At 64.7% G+C, this 15644-nt stretch carries 14 protein-coding genes, 1 tRNA gene and 1 other RNA gene; 7 read left to right on the top strand and 9 right to left on the bottom strand.

Annotation, left to right across the window (positions count from 1 at the left end; genetic code table 11):
• Positions 1-2: 2 nt before the first annotated feature.
• The 3 genes from ACNEOT_RS04810 to phoU form a co-directional block, all read right to left on the bottom strand.
• A complete protein-coding gene (locus ACNEOT_RS04810) occupies positions 3-191 on the bottom strand; it encodes a hypothetical protein (RefSeq protein ID WP_415972567.1) in 189 nt (62 codons plus the stop codon).
• Positions 192-262: 71 nt separating this feature from the next.
• Entirely contained in the window at positions 263-1066 is an 804-nt protein-coding gene (locus ACNEOT_RS04805; protein WP_415972566.1) for a transglutaminase-like domain-containing protein, read from the bottom strand.
• A gap of 37 nt (positions 1067-1103) precedes the next feature.
• Entirely contained in the window at positions 1104-1757 is a 654-nt protein-coding gene (gene phoU, locus ACNEOT_RS04800; RefSeq protein ID WP_415972564.1) for a phosphate signaling complex protein PhoU, read from the bottom strand.
• A 105-nt stretch (positions 1758-1862) separates the two neighbouring features.
• Here phoU and ACNEOT_RS04795 point away from each other — a divergent pair, with 105 nt between their 5' ends.
• Complete coding sequence (locus tag ACNEOT_RS04795) at positions 1863-2192, top strand: YnfA family protein (protein WP_415972562.1); 330 nt, start codon at positions 1863-1865, stop codon at positions 2190-2192.
• A gap of 25 nt (positions 2193-2217) precedes the next feature.
• Here the strand turns inward: ACNEOT_RS04795 and ACNEOT_RS04790 are convergent, their stop codons facing one another.
• Together ACNEOT_RS04790 and ACNEOT_RS04785 are read right to left on the bottom strand one after the other, a co-directional pair.
• Positions 2218-3507, bottom strand: coding sequence for a lipase family protein (locus tag ACNEOT_RS04790; protein WP_415972560.1), 1290 nt, complete (start codon positions 3505-3507; stop codon positions 2218-2220).
• A gap of 144 nt (positions 3508-3651) precedes the next feature.
• Positions 3652-4323, bottom strand: coding sequence for a TetR/AcrR family transcriptional regulator (locus ACNEOT_RS04785; protein WP_415972558.1), 672 nt, complete (start codon positions 4321-4323; stop codon positions 3652-3654).
• Between the two features lie 103 nt (positions 4324-4426).
• Here ACNEOT_RS04785 and ACNEOT_RS04780 point away from each other — a divergent pair, with 103 nt between their 5' ends.
• Positions 4427-5944, top strand: coding sequence for a DHA2 family efflux MFS transporter permease subunit (locus ACNEOT_RS04780; protein WP_415972556.1), 1518 nt, complete (start codon positions 4427-4429; stop codon positions 5942-5944).
• A gap of 53 nt (positions 5945-5997) precedes the next feature.
• Here ACNEOT_RS04780 and ACNEOT_RS04775 read toward each other — a convergent pair whose 3' ends face one another.
• Both ACNEOT_RS04775 and ffs read right to left on the bottom strand, forming a co-directional pair.
• On the bottom strand, positions 5998-7284 hold the full coding sequence (locus ACNEOT_RS04775) for an aminotransferase class I/II-fold pyridoxal phosphate-dependent enzyme (protein WP_415972555.1): 1287 nt from the start codon (positions 7282-7284) through the stop codon (positions 5998-6000).
• A gap of 53 nt (positions 7285-7337) precedes the next feature.
• Positions 7338-7432: signal recognition particle sRNA small type (gene ffs, locus ACNEOT_RS04770), an RNA gene on the bottom strand.
• A 95-nt stretch (positions 7433-7527) separates the two neighbouring features.
• On the opposite strand from ffs, the gene ACNEOT_RS04765 reads away from it, so the two are divergent.
• Positions 7528-7615: transfer RNA gene (locus ACNEOT_RS04765), tRNA-Ser, on the top strand.
• Between the two features lie 233 nt (positions 7616-7848).
• On the opposite strand, the gene ACNEOT_RS04760 is transcribed toward ACNEOT_RS04765, so the two are convergent.
• Positions 7849-8595 (bottom strand): 3-hydroxybutyrate dehydrogenase, encoded by a 747-nt coding sequence (locus ACNEOT_RS04760; RefSeq protein ID WP_415972554.1) that lies wholly within the window; start codon positions 8593-8595, stop codon positions 7849-7851.
• The gene (locus ACNEOT_RS04755; protein ID WP_415972552.1) at positions 8592-10007 is read right to left on the bottom strand and encodes an MFS transporter; all 1416 of its coding nucleotides are present in this window, start codon (positions 10005-10007) and stop codon (positions 8592-8594) included. The genes ACNEOT_RS04760 and ACNEOT_RS04755 overlap by 4 nt, the downstream gene beginning before the upstream one ends.
• A 138-nt stretch (positions 10008-10145) precedes the next feature.
• Between ACNEOT_RS04755 and ACNEOT_RS04750 the strand changes: the two genes are divergently transcribed.
• The 4 genes from ACNEOT_RS04750 (at position 10146) to ACNEOT_RS04735 (ending at position 15628) form a co-directional block, all read left to right on the top strand.
• A complete protein-coding gene (locus ACNEOT_RS04750; protein WP_415972550.1) occupies positions 10146-11081 on the top strand; it encodes a LysR family transcriptional regulator in 936 nt (311 codons plus the stop codon).
• A 124-nt stretch (positions 11082-11205) separates the two neighbouring features.
• Positions 11206-12150, top strand: coding sequence for a methionyl-tRNA formyltransferase (locus ACNEOT_RS04745; RefSeq protein ID WP_415972549.1), 945 nt, complete (start codon positions 11206-11208; stop codon positions 12148-12150).
• Positions 12147-13871, top strand: a complete 1725-nt coding sequence (locus ACNEOT_RS04740; protein WP_415972547.1) for an ABC transporter ATP-binding protein — start codon at positions 12147-12149, stop codon at positions 13869-13871. The genes ACNEOT_RS04745 and ACNEOT_RS04740 overlap by 4 nt, the downstream gene beginning before the upstream one ends.
• Positions 13868-15628 (top strand): ABC transporter ATP-binding protein, encoded by a 1761-nt coding sequence (locus ACNEOT_RS04735; protein ID WP_415972545.1) that lies wholly within the window; start codon positions 13868-13870, stop codon positions 15626-15628. Before ACNEOT_RS04740 ends, ACNEOT_RS04735 begins: the two co-directional genes overlap by 4 nt.
• The last annotated feature ends 16 nt before the right edge of the window (positions 15629-15644 follow it).

Genomic DNA, 15644 nt, shown 5'->3' with positions numbered 1-15644 from the left:
TCTCAGTCGATCGATCCGGCTGCAGCCAACGCGATTCCCTGCAATACCGACCTGTCCACAACGGTTGCGGCAGATGCGATCTGTACGTCAACCCGGGTGCCCGACGGCTTGACCACGATATTGGACTGCGAGCGGTCCCCGACGGGCACCCCATCGATCCGCACACCACCACGCCGCACAGAGATTCGCACGGCCGCAGCCTAACGCGGCTCCGACTCGACCCGATCAGGTGCCAGGAGCGAAGCCCGCAGGAGCGACCCAGTCAGGTAATCGACACCAGCTGGGTGATGTCGTCGAAGGGCAAGGGTCCGTCGACGACGGCTCCGACGACGGCGCTGTTGAGGATGATCGATCCGCCGTGGTTGTCGAGGAAGGCGGTGTCGGCTGCGTCGCGTCCGGTGGCGATGCGCACCAGGGTCGATGGCGGCGCGAGGCACGTGGCGTCGACCACTCGCCATTGGCCTTCGACGAAAGCTTCGGCCACTGCGTGGAAGTCCATCGGGTCGCAGCCCGGCGCATACACCGCGACCAGGCGGGCGGGGACGTTGACGGCGCGCAGCAGCGCAACCACGAGGTGGGTGTAATCGCGGCATACTCCGGCACCGGCGAGGAGGGTGTCGACTGCGCCGTCGATGGGGTCGCTGCTGCCCGGTACGTAGCTCAGACGGGCACCGACCCAGGACGACACCTCGGCGAGCAGTTTCTCGGACGGCGGGTAAGAGCCGAATTCCGTTGCGGCAAAACCGAAGAACTTGTCCGCCTCGGAGTAGCGGCTGGGCCGAAGGTACAACGAGAGGTCGTAATCGGACACGGGAGCGGGCTCGGTGTTGCCGTAGATGGTGGCCGAGTACGACGCCTCGAGCTTGCCCGCTTCGCAATGGAGCTTGTGAATGCGTGTGCCGTGAGCACCACTGATCTCCTGCGCTTCGACGGGCTGACCGTCGAGCGTGAACGAGAGTGCTTCCCACACATCGGTTCCCGGGTGCGGTGCGACCGCGATCTGGAACTCGAGGGTGCTTGCCTCGGTCACGTCGACATCGAGGTACGCAGAGACGTCACGTTTCATCGTGCCGATCCTGCCACCTTCGAGCCGTTTGCGCAGACTACGACTCGTCGGTGGGGCGATCGCCGGTCACCAGGAAGATGACCCGTTTGGCGACCTCGACCGTGTGGTCGGAGTAGCGCTCGTAGAACCGGCCGAGCAGAGTGATGTCCACGGCGGCCGGAACGCCGTGCGGCCAGTCGGGTGCAGAGGTCAGCATGAACAGACTGCGATGCAGTGCGTCCATTTCTTGATCCTGGATCCGTAGGTCGGCGGCGAGTTCGGCGTCTCTGGTTTCCAGTACGCGCTGAGTCGTCTCGGCCTGCGCGACGGCAACGCGGCCCATCTGCTCGAACACACCCTCCACCTCGGGCGGCAGCACGTGCGCGGGATGGCGACGACGGGCCAGTTCGGCGATGTGCACGGCCAGGCCGCCCATCCGCTGCAGGTCGGCGACGATGTTGATTCCGGAGACCACGCGTCGTAGATCGTGGGCAACCGGTGCCTGCAGGGCGAGGAAGCCGAAAGCTCCGTGCTCCCATTCGACGGCGAGTATGTCCATCTCTTCGCGGTACTCGATGGTCTGCTCGGCGAGGACGATGTCGGCGGTCAGCAGGGCGCGGGTGGCGTCGACCATTGCCTTCTCGGCCATTCTCGACATGTCGGACAAATTCGACGCCAACGTATCGAGTGTTTCGGTGTACACGTCCCGCATGACTTACCCAACCCCTACCGCTGTTGCCCTCGATGTGGGGCCAACAGGACCTACCCCGAGTGGCATCTTTCTACACCCGCGCCGTTCTGTGGCAGCCTTCGTCGCATGAACATTGTGAAGTCGGTCATGCTCTTCGCGGTCGCAGCGGTGTTCGAGATCGGCGGGGCGTGGCTGGTGTGGCAGGGAATCCGCGAGCATCGCGGATGGCTGTGGGTGGGAGCGGGGGTGATCGCGCTCGGTGCCTACGGCTTCGTCGCGACGCTGCAGCCCGATGCGAACTTCGGACGCATTCTTGCCGCGTACGGCGGGGTGTTCGTGGCGGGATCACTGCTCTGGGCAATGGTGGCCGACGGCTTCCGCCCCGATCGCTGGGATATTGCCGGATCCTCGATCGCGCTGATCGGCGTTGCCGTGATCATGTACGGCCCGCGGTGAGATGCGCGGGCCGTACTTCAGCAGATCAGCAGTTGGACGGAGCGGGAACTCCGTAGAAGCGGTCCTTGATCCAGTTCTGCGCCTCGCCGAGGCCGAGGATGTCCGGAATCAGATGCCCTGCACCGGATCCCGGGACGATGGCCGGAACCTGCGCGGCGCTCAACTGCACCGTCGCACCCTTGCCGCACCAGTCACCGGCGAGGCCGACGGCCTGTCCGTGAGGCACGATGTCGTCGGACGTGCCGGACTGGATCAGCACCGGAGCGTTGGGTGTGCGCATGCCGATCTTGTTCTTGGCCAGGATCTCCTGAGCGACGGGCAGCCTGTCCAGCACCACCGACAGCGGCTCACCGGTCTTGGTGTATTCGTTGGTACGGTGCAGCCCGACGTTCAGAATCGTCTCTCCGACACACTGATTCGCGACGAGGTTCAGCATGGCCTTGCCTGCGTCGTTGATGTTCTCGTCGACGATCGGCTGCAGGCCGGGGTCGGAGTTGAGCAGACCGTTGAGGGTGTAGCCGATCACGCCGGTGAGAATGGTGCCGTCGACCTGCTCCAGGGTCTGCTTCAGATCGGCAGGAGGCGCGCCCGCGTACGTGCCGACGAGGTCCATCTCCGGCGCGTACTCGCCCGCGAGTTCCGCTGCAGCAGCGGCGGCTCCACCGCCCTGCGAGTAACCGTATGCAGCGACAGGGCCGTCTTCGGAAATCTTGGTGCCCTGCAGATTCTGAGCCGCGCGGGCCGCGTCGAGCACAGCGTGAGCTTCCGATGCGCGGTTGACGTAGGTGTGTGCGCCCGGGGTGCCGAGACCCTCGTAATCGGTGATCACGACGCCGTACCCCTGCGAGAGCAGGGCGTATGCCGCGAGCACTTCGTACTCGACCATGAAGCCGAGCGGCGGGGTGTACGTGATGAGGTTATTGAGCATCTTCGACGGCGCACACTGGTCGCCCTGGCCCTGAGTTCCCGGGGCGAGTACGACGAGCGGACGTGGTCCGGGCCCGGTCCACGGCGCCGCCGGATCGATGTACGTGCCCGTGACGGCATTCGCGTCGTCGTTGGAATCTGTGCTGCGGTACATGATTCGCGTTGCCGCACCGGGCAGCGGGCCACCGATTCCGGGGACCGAGAGAGCGAGATGCGAAGGCTCCGAACGGATCACGTCACCCGGAGCGCCTGCGGGCAGCGGGCTCGGCGGTACGTAGAAGTCGGATTCGACGGTCGAACCCGTCGACGATCCCGAAGGCGGGGCCGCAGAGGCAACCGGATTCGCCATCCCGATGAACACTGCAGACACAGCGACTGCCGAACACATGACACGCATCGAACGCAACGAATCCCCCAACGTAGATCCCCAGCTCCCGAGTTGTCGATACATCGGGTAGCACTCAATTCCGTAAGGGACCCTACGTGATCGATCGCACATCGCAAAGGGGTTCGTGACCCACGTCCGAATTGCTCAGCGTCGGCGACGATGCAACGCAGTTTTGGCAACGTCGACTTCCTCATTGGTGAACGGGCGCCCCGGCAGCGTCGACCGAGGGACGCCGTCACCACGAAGTCCGTCGAGCAACACGGTGAAATACCGACGCCAGTTGGATGCGTCGACGGCACTGGAGAATTCGACGCTGGCGCCGATCATCCCGAGTACCGGATAGAAGTCGGTGACCGCGATGTCGGGGCGCAGCTGACCTGATGCCCGAGCCCGATCGACGATCTTCACGAAGAACGGATCTATCCGCTGACGTACCTCCGCGATGCCGCGGCAACCCTGATCGGACCCGAGCACGACGTCTCCGAGTCCGCGATCGAGTGCCATTCCAGCGCACACATCACCGAGGAACTGCACCAGACCGTCCCACGCATCCTCGGTCTCCAGCGCTCGTTCGGCAGTGCGAAGCATGTCTTCGAGACGCTGCTCGAACACGCCGTCGATCAGTTCTTCTTTGCATGAGAAGCGGCGATAAACGGTTCCGACACCCACCTTGGCATGCGCTGCGACGTCGTCGAGAGTGATGTCGATTCCGTGTGAGGCGAACAGTTCGCGGGCCGCGTCGACAATGCGTCGACGGTTGCGCTCGGCGTCGGCCCGGAGGGGCTTCGGTGCCGTTGTGTCGGCTCTCACACTCATTCGATGTCCGTTTCACCCGATAAGCGGAGGATATTCCTCCACTTAGCTGTTACCTTTGCCTACCTCCGGAGGATACACCTCCGCATAGCCGAACCGAGGACTCATGACCACCCTTTCATCGGAGAACGTGGGCGACGCGACGTCGACCACCACACCGGCGGACGAACGTGCGCATCGGAATCGCTGGCTGATTCTCGCCACGCTCGGCCTGGCCCAGCTCATGGTCGTGCTCGACGCGACCATCGTGAACATCGCACTCCCCGCCGCCCAGCTCGACCTGGGCTTCGACAATGCAAACCGCTCCTGGATCGTCACCGCCTACGCCCTCGCGTTCGGCAGCCTGCTCCTGCTCGGCGGACGCCTGAGCGACCTCTTCGGTCGCCGCAACACCTTCCTCATCGGCCTCGTCGGCTTCGCGCTGATGTCGGCGGTCGGCGGCGCAGCCGTCAACTTCGGCATGCTCGTCGCCGCCCGCGCCGGCCAAGGCCTGTTCGGTGCCTTGCTCGCCCCCGCAGCGCTCTCGCTGCTGGCCACCACCTTCACCGACACCAAGGAACGCGCCAAGGCATTCGGAATCTTCGGTGCCATCGCCGGCGGCGGCGGCGCACTCGGCCTACTTCTCGGCGGCGTCCTCACCGAATGGGCGAACTGGCGCTGGAGCCTGTACGTCAACCTGTTCTTCGCTGCGATCGCCTTCGTCGGCGGGTTCCTGTTCCTGGCCAAGCACAAGGTCGACGTCCGGCCCAAGCTGGACATCCCCGGCACCATCGCAGTATCGGCAGCACTGTTCTCCATCGTCTACGGCTTCGCACACGCCGAGTCCGACGGCTGGAGCAACGCAGTGACCCTCGGCTTCCTCGCCGCAGGTGTCGTTCTCCTCGCAGTGTTCGTGACCATCCAGATGCGCGCCGAGCACCCGCTGCTGCCGCTGCGCATCGTGCTCGACCGCACCCGCGCGGGATCGCTCCTCACCGTCTTCATCTCGGGCGCGGGCATGTTCGCGGTGTTCCTGTTCCTGACGTACTACCTGCAGAACACACTGAAGTACACACCTATCACCACCGGGTTCGCGTTCATGCCGATGATCGCGGCGTTGATCCTCACCGCGACACTGTCGACGGCGCTGATTCTCCCCCGATTCGGACCCCGCATCCTGATGACGACGGGGCTGATAGTGGCCTCGATCGGCATGGGACTGCTCACTCAGATCGCCATCGACAGCAGCTACGTCACCCACATCCTGCCGGGGCTGATCATCATGGGCCTCGGAATCGGTGCCTCCATGGCACCGGCGATGCAGGGCGCGATCTCGGGCGTCGCCCCGGACGACTCCGGCGTGGCATCGGCAACGGTGAACACGATGCAGCAGGTGGGCGGCTCGATCGGTACGGCGCTGCTCAGTACCGTCGCGGCCAACGCGGCCACCAGCTACGTCAGCTCCAACATCGCCACGGCGACCGACGCGGCCTTGCTGCAGGCCAACGCGGAGATCGCCAGCTACACCACCACCTTCTGGTGGGCGTCGGGCATCTTCCTACTGGGCGCAGTGCTCTCGGCCACGCTTCTGAAGAAGGGACCTTTGCCCAGCGCTCCCGAGGGTGCGGTAGTCGTCGGGCACTGAGTGCCTGCGGCAGTGGTGCGGTTGAGTGCCTTCCCTGGCACCCAACCGCACCACTACTCTTCGAGCAGCTTTTCGGTCGCGGCCAGCAACACGCAGGTCGCGACGCCGTCCATCGACTTCTCCAGCTCACCGAGCGAGGGGAAGCTCGGGGCGAGGCGAATGTTCTTGTCTTCCGGATCTTTTCCGTACGGGAAGGCCGAGCCGGCTGCCGTCAGAGCAATTCCGGCGTCCTTTGCCAGTGCGATAGACCGGGCGGCCGTGCCCTCGAGCACGTCGAGACTGATGAAGTAGCCGCCCTTGGGTTCGGTCCACGACGCGATCTTCGACGCACCGAGGCGGTCCTCGAGAATCTGCTGCACCAGCGCGAACTTCGGGGCCAGGATCTCGCGATGCTTGGCCATGTGGGCCCGAACACCGTCGGCATCCCCGAAGAAGCGCGCGTGACGAAGCTGATTCAGCTTGTCCGGTCCGATGCTCTTCTTCCCGAGGTGCTTCTGGTACCAGGCGAGGTTCTCCTCGGAACTGCCGAAGAAGCTCACACCAGCTCCGGCGAACGTGATTTTCGAGGTCGACGCGAACACGAACGGCCGGTTGGGGAACCCTGCCTCGGCGGCCATGCCCAGGACGTCGTACGACGGGGCAAATTCCTCCGTCAGTGGATGCACCGCGTAGGCGTTGTCCCAGAACAATCGAAAGTCGGGCGCAGCAGTTGGCATGGTGGCCAGCGCGCGAACGACCTCTTCGGAGTAGACGGCGCCGGTGGGATTCGCGTAGTTCGGGACGACCCACATGCCCTTGATCTGCGGATCCGACGCCACCAGGGTGGCGATCTCGTGCACGTCGGGACCGTCGGGGCCCACGGGAACAGGGATCATCTCGATGCCGAAGCTCTCGGTGATGGCGAAGTGCCGGTCGTAGCCGGGAGCCGGGCACAGGAAGCGCACGTTCGGCTCGGCCGACCAGGCTCGCGGGGAGTCGGGCAGACCGTGCAGCAGCGCCCAGACCACGAGGTCCTGCATGATTTCGAGGCTGGCGTTGTTGCCGGCCAGCAGGTTCTTCACCGGAATGCCGAGCAGATCACCGAAGATCGCGCGCAATTCCGGCAGACCGGCGAGGCCACCGTAGTTGCGGCAATCGGTACCGTTGCCGTCCTTGTAATCCGCGCCCGGGAGTGTCAGCAATTCGGCAGCGAGATCGAGCTGCTCGGGAGACGGCTTGCCGCGGGTGAGATCCAGTGCCAGATTTTCGGTCTTGAGCTGCGTGTACTTCGCGCTCTGCCGCTCGTGCTCGGAGGCGAGCTCCTCATGGTTCATCAGACCCAACTGGGTTTGCGCTGGCATGCGGAGCGGCCTCTCGGTGACTGGTTCCCCGGACAGTGTCGATGTCACTGAAGTAAAGGGGACCCCGCGCACCCGGCAGAGCCCATTGACCCTTGCTGCCTTCCGGCCCTGGGGGAGTTCACAGGATGCGCGCCGCGCGGGATCCGTTTGGAAGTGTAGCCGCCTACACGATGGGGTCGCATCACCACCCTTCGCGCCTCCCGATTTGGGAGATGGTGGGGGTAACCGGGTAAGCTCCCCCACGGAGGATTCGCCTAGTGGCCTATGGCGCTCGCCTGGAACGCGGGTTGGGTTAACGCCCTCAGGGGTTCAAATCCCCTATCCTCCGCCAGAGAAGCCCCCGTGACACGTCACGGGGGCTTCTTGCTGTTCGGGGTGTTGCCATTCGCCCGCTCGACCGGCCCCTCCCCGTTCGCGCGCCCACCCCGTTCGCGTCAATGGACCCTTGCACCGGTCAGACGTATGCAACGGTCCATTCACGCGGCGGCTCGCCCTGCGTCAATGGCACATTGCCGCGCCCAGACGTATGCAGTGGACCATTGACGCGGACGGTGGGCACCGAACCTAACGAGCCGACCAACCACCGTCCATGGTGTACGACGCTCCGGTGACCATGCCTGCGTTCTCGGAGGTCAACCAGCCCACCAGTGAGGCGACTTCGGCGGGTTCGACGAGTCTCTTGATGGCGGCCTCGGTGAGCAGGACCTTCTCCAGTACCTCGTTCTCGGGGATGCCGTGTGCCTTGGCCTGGTCGGCGATTTGTTTTTCGACCAGCGGCGTTCGCACGTATCCCGGGTTGACGCAGTTGCTCGTCACGCCGTGGGCCGCACCTTCGAGGGCCGTCACTTTCGACAGACCTTCCAACGCATGTTTGGCGGTCACGTAGGCGACCTTGAATTCCGAGGCCCGCAGCCCGTGCACCGACGACAGGTTGATCACGCGACCGAAGCCGCGAGAGTACATGTGCGGCAACGCAGCCCGAATCAAGAGGAATGGAGCCTCGACCATCAGAGTCTGAATTCGACGGAATGCGCCCGGGTCGAAGTCGACGATCGGTGCGACGGTTTGGATGCCTGCGTTGTTGACCAGAATGTCGATTTCCAGCCGGAGCTCGTCCAGCGCAGTGGTGTCGAGCAGGTCCACCGACCACACCTCACCACGGATCTCGGACGCCAATTCCTTTGCGGCCACGTCGTTCACGTCGGCGACGGTGACGCGCGCACCCCGGCCTGCGAGCTCGCGTACGCACGCAGCCCCGATGCCGGACGCTCCCCCGGTGACGAGGGCGGAGCGTCCGGTCAGGTCGGTCACCGCTTTACACTCGGATCGAGCAGGCCGGCCTTGGCCAGTTCGGCCTCGGTGGCCAGGTTCTTGGCGTCGGCGATGTCGATGCTTTCGAGCGCCAATCCCTTTGTCTCCCTGGCGACGACGACGGCAACCACGGTGATGGCGCAGGCCACGGCCAGGTACACCGCGATCGGCACCGACGAGCCGTAGATGTCGAGCAGCTTCACCGCGATGATCGGAGCAAGCGAACCCGCGACGATCGAGGTGACCTGATAGCCCAGGGACACACCGGAATACCGCATCCGCGTCGGGAACATCTCGGCCATGATCGCGGGCTGTGTGGCGTACATGAAGGCGTGGAACATCAGGCCGATGATGATGGCCAGCAGGATCACGACGTTGTGGCCGCTGTTCATCATCGGGAAGGCGAAGAAGCCCCACGTTGCCGCGGTGAGTGCACCGGCGAAGTAGACCGGGCGTCGACCCACGCGGTCGGCGAGCTTGCCCACCAACGGAATTGTGCAGAAGTGAATCGCGTGAGCGATGAGCATCCACCACAGGATCGTGCTGGTGTCGGTGCCCACTTCCACCTTCAGGTACGTGATGGAGAAGGTGACGACGAGGTAGTACATGACGTTCTCGCCGAAGCGCAGGCCCATCGCGGTGAACACTCCACGCGGGTAACGCTTGACGACCTCGAAGACGCCGTACGACGCAGCCTTGATGACCTCGGCCTGCTTGTGGGCCTCGAGGAAGATCGGGGCGTCGGAGACCTTGGTGCGGATGTAGTAGCCGACGAACACGATGACAGCGGAAAGCCAGAACGCGACTCGCCAGCCCCAGCTGAGGAAGGCTTCTTCGGACAGGGTTGTCGTCAACACCAGCAGCGCAACGGTGGCGAGCAGATTGCCTGCGGGAACACCGGCCTGCGGCCAGCTGGCCCAGAATCCGCGGGATTTGTTCGGGCTGTGTTCTGCGACGAGCAGAACCGCGCCACCCCATTCGCCGCCGACGGCGAAGCCCTGGATGAATCGCAACGTCACCAGCAGTGCCGGCGCCCAGTAGCCGATGGCCTCGAAGGTCGGCAGGCAGCCCATGAGGAACGTGGCACCACCGACGAGGACAAGACTGAACTGCAGCAACTTCTTTCGGCCGTACTTGTCTCCGTAGTGACCGAAGACGATCCCGCCCAACGGACGTGCGACGAAGCCGACGGCGTACGTGACGAAGGCGGCGAGGATCGCGTCGAGCTCACTGGTTCCAGCGGCGAAGAAGATCTTGCTGAACACCAGAGTTGCGGCGGTTCCGTAGAGGAAGAACTCGTACCACTCGACGATGGTGCCTGCCATCGATGCCCCGACGACCTTCTTGAGGCCTGCGGGGGTGGCATCGGGGTCCGGTTCGGACCGTCCTGCCAGCGGCTGGTCGACGCTCATAGCTTCTCCTGTGTTGCTCGGCACTGCGTGTCGATGTTTGTGACAGACCACACATATTGCGGTTGGGTCTGAGTATTGGTGCAGATCTTTTTCTGCGCAAGGGGCATGCGCGCAGGTCGGATCTGCAAAACTGCAGACATGACACGCGGTGGCGGGAAGATCCCCAGCGCCGACGACCTGCTGGTACTGCTCGCCGTCAGCCGAACCGGCCGCTACAGTTCCGCGGCCGACGATCTGGGCATCAACCACACGACCATTTCCCGACGCATCGCCGCGCTCGAGGACACGCTCGGCGGCCGAGTGCTGACCCGGGCGGGCGGAGGCTGGGAGCTCACACAGCTGGGCCGCGGCGCACTGGCCGCTGCCGAAGCCGTCGAGGATGCCTTGCGCACGCTGGTCTCCACCGACGCCGGCGCGTTGGAGGGTGTGGTGCGTATTTCGGCGACCGACGGCTTCAGCGCGTACATCGCGGCTCCGGCCGCGGCGCGGGTGCAGCGCACGCATCCGCGGGTGTCGGTGGAAATAGTCGCCGTCACCCGGCGCGCGTCGCAACAGCGGTCGGGTCTGGACATCGAGATCGTCGTCGGCCAACCGCAGGTACATCGCGCCGAGGCGATCCGGCTCGGTGACTATCGCCTCGGGCTGTACGCATCTCGGACCTACCTGGAAGAACACGGAACGCCGCAGATCCCAGCCGAGCTGGCCACGCACCCGTTCATCTACTTCATCGACTCGATGCTGCACGTCGACGACCTCGATCTGGCCCCCAACTTCACCCCGACGATGCGCGAATCGGTGACGTCCACCAACGTGTTCGTCCACGTCGAAGCCACCCGAGCGTCCGCCGGTATCGGACTGCTGCCGTGCTTCATGGCCGACCGCCACCCCGACCTGAAACGAGTACTGCCCGACGCCATCGCGGTGAAACTGACCTATTGGCTCGTCACCCGAAGCGAAACACTGCGACGGCCGGAGGTGTCGGCGGTAGTGGACGCAATTCGCGCCGTGGTGAACGAGCAGCGATCGGAATTGCTGGGGGACGGCACCGCGTCACGCACCCGACCGAGCCCGTAGCTGATGCTAGGCTAGCCTAACTATCGGTCCGGGGGAATCGTTCGCGTCGAGCGGGGAGCCTCGGTGGCCACACACAGGTGAGGCACATGCCAACTCGCCGGAGTACAGACACGGAGATGAGCCAATGCGGGTAGTGCTGTTCGGTTACCAGACCTGGGGTCACAAGACTTTGGAGACTCTTCTGAAGTCGCGCCACGACGTCGTCGCGGTAGTGACGCATCCAGTCAGTGAGCAAGCGTACGAGAGTATTTGGTCCGATTCGGTCGAGGATCTCGCACGGGATCACGGAGTCGAGGTGCATCTGGCGAAGCGTCCGGACGGGGTGTTGGTCGACAAACTTCGACAGTGGGCACCGGACATCATCGTCGCCAACAACTGGCGGACCTGGTTGCCTCCGGAAATTTTCGCGATGCCCCGGTACGGGACAGTGAACCTGCATGATTCGCTACTCCCCGCGTTCACTGGATTCTCGCCGGTGATCTGGGCCTTGATCAGCGGTGCAGCCGAGACCGGACTGACTGCACATCGAATGGACGGTGAACTCGACACCGGAGACGTCATCACCCAGCGGGCGGTGCCGATCGGACCGACGGACACCTCGACCGACCTCGTCGAGGCGACGATCGAGCTGATCCCCGAGGTGCTGTTGGATGCGCTCGAGAGTATCGAGAACGGAACGGCCACGTGGACGCCGCAGGATCTGTCGAAGCGAACCTTCTTCCACAAACGGCATGAATCGGACAGCTGCATCGACTGGACCTGGTCCGCCGAGGACCTGGACAGGCTGGTGCGCGCAATGTCGGATCCGTACCCCAACGCGTACACCTTTCACAAAGGCCAACGGATTCGGATCATCGCCGCTCATGTCTCGGACGGCATCTACGGCGGAACGCCGGGTCGCATCTTCATCAAGGAAGGCACGGGGATGGTGATCGTCTGTGGCCCCGACGCCCACCGCGGTACCAACCACGGACTCGTCATCGACCGAGTACGCACGGAAGGTGGGGACGATCTCGACGCGCTCGACTATTTCGTGACCGGCGGTGGCTATCTCACGCCCACGGCATGAGAGTCGACGTGGAGGACACCGTGACCGGCGGGCGCATCGTCCGTCGAACACTGACGCGCAACGTGCGCCGAGTGAGCGTCGGAACGCTGCTGATCTGCATCCACCAGCTGGCCGAGACTGCAGTTCCGATCACGCTTGGGTGGATCATCGACTCGGCGATCACCTCGGGCGACCCCACGTGGTTCGCCGTCTCCATCCTCGGACTCGCAGCGTTGTTCCTTTGTCTGACAACGGCTTACCAGTTCGGTATGCGGTCTCTGAACGTCGCTCTGCAACACGAGGCGCACCGCATCCGGATGGAGGTCACCGGTCGAATTCTCGACCCGAGAGGCCTGGACACCTCTCTGCGGGGTGGTGAGCTACTCACCATTTCGAGTACCGACGCCGAACAATCGGCGTGGTTCCTGGATCTGTTCCCGCGTATTGCGGCCGCAGCGACAGCGGTCGTTGCCACCGCCGTTGCGCTGATGATCATCGACGTTCCGCTGGGGCTGGCCATCTTCATCGGCACCCCGATCTTCGTCGCCGTGCTCCAGCTCGTGGCACCGCGGGTGACTCGGCGCGCGGCCGAACAGCAGCGGACGGTGGCCGAGGCGACCGCACTGGCCACCGACCTTGTCAGTGGACATCGGTCGATCGAAGGTATCGGTGCGGAAACCGAGGCAGCGACCCGCTACCGACGTGCGAGCGCGAAAGCCCTTGGCGCGGCGCTGCTCACGGCGCGATCGCTGGCGACACAATTGGGGATCACCACCGGCGTGAGCGCGGTGGTTGCGGCAACCGTCGCGGGGCTGGCCGGCTACTTCGCTCTCGTCGGACGGATCACCGTCGGCGAATTGATTGCCGTCGTCGGCCTGGCTCAATTCCTCATCGAACCACTGGGTGTGCTGTCCTCGATCCCCGCGGTCGTAGCCCGCGCACGGGCGTCGGCCGATCGTGTTGCCCTGGTACTCGGGGCGGATCGAATTCTCGATCACGGCACCGAACACATCATGGGACAGCGCCTCGATCTCGCCTTTCGCGGTGTCGCACACCGGTCCTTGCAGGCAATCGACCTCGACATCGCTTCGGGGGAGATCGTGGCAATACTGGCGTACGGGCCCGAGGACGCCGAGTCGATCGTGGCCGTCCTGTCCGGCCAAGTATCGCCCGCTGACATCGCCGGCGATGTTCTGCTCGCAGGTATCCCCACCCGGGACATCGACCTCGCCCACGTTCGAGCGTCGATTGTCGTCGAGCCACACGTCTCGGACCTGTTCGCGGACACCGTGAAGAACAACATCACCGCTGGACGTGGACACACGGACCGAGACCTCGACGGAGCGCTCCGCGCCTCGGGTGCAGACCAGATAGTGGCAAGTCATGCGGACGGGCTCGAACAGCGATTGACCGAGCGTGGCGCGAATCTGTCCGGGGGACAACGGCAACGTATCGCTCTGGCTCGGGCCCTGTTCGCGGAGCCTCCCGTACTGGTGTTGCACGAACCGACCACTGCGGTGGACTCGGTGACCGAACATGCCGTTGCTCGGGGTATCGCGACGCTCCGTCACGGCCCGACCGTGCGGACCCCGAAGACGACGATCATCGTGACCACCAGTCCTGCACTGCTGTCGGTCGCCGATCGGGTCGTGGTGCTACGTGACGGTCGAATCGCCGCGGACGCACCCCATTCCGTTCTCCTCGAACTGGCCGACGACTACGCGGAGGCTGTACTGCGATGACCCACGACACCCGTCTGCCCATCGCAACCGCCGGACGATCGTGGTCGTGGCTGCGCGGACAACTCGCGGCTCGACCCGGCCTCGTCACGCTCACTCCCCTGGTCGGCATCGTCTCCGCCGTGTCTGCTCTGGCACCGATCCTGATTCTCGGGCGACTCGTGGACGAGGTCGTCGCGGGCGCACCGGCAGGCCGGATCCTTCTGGTGGTGGTTCTGGTCATGATCGCTGCGGTCGTGAACGGGGTGTTCGCCGGACTGATGGCCTACCTGGTGGCGAAAATGGGCGAAGGCGTCGTCGCGCATCTTCGCGAGAACGTGGTCGGCCGTGTTCTCACCCTCCCCACCCGTACGGTCGAACGGGCAGGCCGCGGAGATGTGCTCTCGCGCATCAGTGACGATGTGTCCCAGGTGACCCGCGCGGTCACCGGGGTGCTGCCCGCCGTGGTGAACGCGGCGCTGCTGATTGCGGTATCGGTGGTCACGATGTACGGCATCGACTGGCGTCTCGGGCTGGCCGGCTGTTTGGCATTGCCGTTGTACGTCACCGCACTTCGGTGGTACCTGCCGCGCAGCGGCCCTCTCTACGCAGCCGAACGCGCCGCGATGGGCGATCGATCCCAGGCGCTGATCAGCAACATCCAAGGCGCGCGGACGGTGCGTGCGTACCGCCTCGAAGACGACGCCATCGCGACGGTGGAGACGGAGTCCGAACGAGCCAGAGACTTCTCGATCGCGACGTTCACGCTGCTGACCCGCTTCGTCGGTAAGGAGAACCGCGCGGAGCTGGTCGGCCTGACCATCATCTTGTGCACCGGATTCCTTTTGGTACGAAGCGATGTCGTCTCACTGGGCGCGGTCACCGCCGCAACGTTGCTGTTCCATCGCCTGTTCAACCCGCTCGGCACGGTGCTGTTCCTGTTCGACGACATCCAGTCGGCCGGTGCCAGCCTCAACCGCCTGGTCGGTGTGGCAGACATGGCGTCGACGCGATCGACTGGCACCGATGCCCAGCCGCGCGACGCCACGTTGGAACTGTCCGACGTGACATTCGCGTACGCGACAGGCGGCGACGTTCTGCACGGAGTCACGATCACCGTTCCCGCGGCACAGACGGTGGCAGTGGTCGGTTCGACAGGTGCAGGAAAGACCACTGCCGCGCTCCTCGCGGCCGGATCCCTCGAACCGGACAGCGGTTCGGTCACGTTGGGCGGCATAGCGTTACGCGACCTGGGCACCGATCGTCTCCGACGACATGTTGCGATCCTGTCGCAGGACGTGCACGTCAGTGCCGGCTCCCTCGCCGACGATCTGCGGTTGGCCGACGCCGATGCGGACGAAGCCGCGCTGTGGGACGCCCTCACTCGGGTCCGTGCCGCCGATTGGGTTCGGGCGCTACCGGACGGTCTCGACACGCGTATCGGGGAGAACGGCCATCCGCTCAGTGCATCCCAGGCACAGCAGCTCGCACTGGCGAGGCTGGTGTTGTCCGATCCTCCCGTCGCGATTCTCGACGAAGCCACCGCGGAGGCCGGCAGCAGTGGCGCTCGCATGCTCGAAGAAGCAGCATCGGCAGCGACCGCAGGCAGGACCACGGTGATCGTGGCGCACAGGCTGACCCAGGCCGTGTCCGCCGACACGATCGTGGTCCTCGAGCACGGTCGAGTCGTGGAGTCGGGCACCCATTCCGATCTCGTCGCAGCCGACGGCCGCTACGCGCGCCTCTGGTCGGCATGGGCAGGCACAACAGATGTCGAGTAGACGCACCCCCGACAAG

Origin of the sequence: Rhodococcus sp. 077-4, assembly GCF_047782425.1 — a bacterium.
In the GTDB taxonomy this organism is placed as follows: Bacteria; Actinomycetota; Actinomycetes; order Mycobacteriales; family Mycobacteriaceae; genus Rhodococcoides.
Note: the sequence above shows the minus strand (reverse complement) of the source record. Positions and strands in the feature narration are given on the sequence as shown.